Annotated in this window: 1 protein-coding gene and 2 pseudogenes; all 3 read left to right on the top strand. The window is 58.3% G+C overall.

Features of this window, described 5'->3' with window-relative positions:
* Positions 1-241 (top strand): annotated as a pseudogene (locus A3AI_RS45010) (hypothetical protein); the annotation flags it as partial.
* Positions 242-844: 603 nt separating this feature from the next.
* Positions 845-2,005 carry a TlpA disulfide reductase family protein gene (locus tag A3AI_RS0141820; RefSeq protein WP_024521125.1) on the top strand — a complete coding sequence of 387 codons (1,161 nt, stop codon included), beginning with the start codon at positions 845-847 and terminating at the stop codon, positions 2,003-2,005.
* A gap of 287 nt (positions 2,006-2,292) precedes the next feature.
* Positions 2,293-2,535 (top strand): annotated as a pseudogene (locus A3AI_RS49140) (IS630 family transposase); the annotation flags it as partial.

Genomic DNA, 2,535 nt, shown 5'->3' with positions numbered 1-2,535 from the left:
CAGGCGAGATCAAATCGTAAAGGTGGGCGACATCGTCTCGGAATCCCCGGGCGACTTCATATCGGTACACCCGGGCGACTTCGTCGGAATCCGCAAAGCAGTCGCGGCGCTACCGGAAAATATGCGCACTCCTGAGAACCGGGCAGAGCTCGCCAAACTCATTCTCGGACGTGCGGCCGTAAAAGATATCGAACTGAGCTCCCTCATTGACCTTATCAGCGCCATTGTCGCAGCTGTTTGATCAAAGCGCATTACCCATAGGGATCCAATCGAAAGCAGGAGGGCCGTAGGCGGCCGGCGCCTAGGCTCCGCGCATCGGCCCCTCCCGCGGTCACTCGATGGATGTCCACGCGCGCCTCGCAATATCGGGCAGGACCGAATAAGCTGCTCAGATGAGAAGCAGGGGGGGTCTACGCCAGCCTGTCCAGTTGAGAACGACTATGTCGCAAGCCTGACAACGCGGCACGGTCACCTCCGACGGGAGAGGCGGCGATCAGCGAGGATCCGTTCGGCCGCCCGCCAACGACGCTGGACCTGCTCTGACCGCGAAGAGCGCATCCGTGTCCAATTCTAGCAAGCGCAAGATGTCGGATCCCAAACGCGCGGTGTCACGCTGCGCGGCTTTGCTCGCCACACCAGCCAGGATTCAAAGACCAATGGCGACTTGAGTGCTAGACGGTGCTGGCACGGCCATTGCTTTTCAGATCCAGCAATCGAGCCAAAGCTGAGGGCACACAATAGCGTCTGGGACAGCTGTCTCTTGGCGTGCTCGCGCCCTCGGCTTCTGGTCGACAACCCGGCGCATAAGCTCCCGCTGCTCCTGACAATAGCTTTGGAGAACAAAATGGTGCTCCGCATCGAGTCCCCGGCGCCGCCGATCAAGGTGGAGAGCTGGCTTCGTGGACAGCCTCTCAACGGATTCCAGCCAGGAAAAGTGTATATCCTCGAGTTTTGGGCAACCTGGTGCGCACCATGTGTCGCGACGATGCCCCATCTGGGTGAGTTGCAAGAGAAGTATAGAGACAGCGGACTCGATGTCGTCGCCATCGCAGCTAGCGAACAAGCTCCAACAACAGACGAAGCACGCACCAAATTGGACGCGTGGCTGACGCAAAATGTGCCGAAGTTAAACTACCGGATCGCGTTCGACGGCGCCCGCGAAATGTACGCGCATTGGATGGAGGCTAGCTCTACTTCCGCAATTCCAGCGACATTCGTCGTCGATCGTGACGGGCGAATCGCCTTCATCGGCAATCCGGCACAACTCGACGACATCCTCCCGAAAGTTCTTAAAGGAATCTGGCGCGCCAGTGACGAAGCCAAGGCCGAAGATGCAACACGGATCGCCGAAAACGTGCGAGTAGCGCGGGAACGGGCGCTGACCAAGCCAATTTATGCCAAGCTCCACGCGACCATGAAGACCGAGGATTGGACAACGGCGCTGTCGGTGGTCGAGGAGGGCGTTGCAAAGATGCCGGACGCTATCAACCTCCGTGTCATTCATGTGAATCTCTTGCTTCACAAAATCCGCGACTTCCGGGCTGCTCTCCCCGTCTTGCGTCAACTGGTTCGCGATGCGATCGATAGAAAGTCGGAGCATTGGATGACCATGGCCTTGAGCCAGCTGTTTCAACCTACGACGGACGAATCCTATCTCCCGCGCGTGGAGTGCCTGACAATTGCCAGAGAACTGTCCGAAAACATCCTAGCCCTAAATCCCCCCGAGGGTGACGGCGATAAGTTCCTCTCTTATGGACAAGTCGCGCAGTATTTTTATAACAGCGGCAACACCAAGCGCGCGATCGAGCTGATCGAGTTAGCCCTGCAATCGGTGGATCAATCGAAGTCTCTGCCCGACCAAGTGAAGCGGGGCTTTGTGCCGGCCTTGCGCAAGGCTCTGGCCGACTACAGGGGTAGCAAGACCTCTTACGGGAACCCGCGTTATGTTCGGCAAGGCAAGGCTTCTCAAAAAGCCAAGGCGGCGACGAGAGATCAGCAGGTATAACAGAGCGGACCTCAAATCTGGAAAATGTATACTAGCCAATTGGCCGGCATTCTGGCTGCCGAGGGCTGCACCCGGCCATTGATAGAAGCGATTTTTACAATGCGATAATGAGTCAGGCTCGCCAGCGCAGGCCGAATGGCCGAGATAGCTATCATTAAAATCTGACGCCACTAGACGACCGATTCCATGAACCCAGCCTCATGGAACGGTGACTTCGTTGGTGGATTCCTCGTTTGGGCTGGCAAACGAGGATTATTGCGATGGGCGGATAGCGACGAGCGGTCGAATTGGCGTTGAGTGACGAGGAGATTGCCAAGCTGACGGCGATTTCCCGGTCCCGAACGGAACGAGGAAGCCGGGTGACGCGGGCGAGGATGCTGCTTGCTTACCGCGAGAACCCGTCGTTCTTCGCGGTCGGGCGTGCGATAGGTGTGCACCACCAGACGGTCGAGCGGTGCGTCGAGCGGGCGCTGGCCTATGGGCCGCTTTTTGCCCTCGACGATCGACCGCGGCCGGGCAAGGAACGACGA

The sequence above is a fragment of the Bradyrhizobium sp. Tv2a-2 genome (assembly GCF_000472425.1).
Taxonomy (GTDB): Bacteria; Pseudomonadota; Alphaproteobacteria; order Rhizobiales; family Xanthobacteraceae; genus Bradyrhizobium.
The sequence above is the reverse complement of the archived record's forward strand: the minus strand, read 5'-3'. Positions and strand labels throughout refer to the sequence as shown.

What these genes read in the sequence shown, in the direction of transcription:
- A3AI_RS0141820 (WP_024521125.1), top strand. Translation starts at nt 845, where the DNA reads ATGGTGCTCCGCATCGAGTCCCCGGCGCCGCCGATCAAGGTGGAGAGC.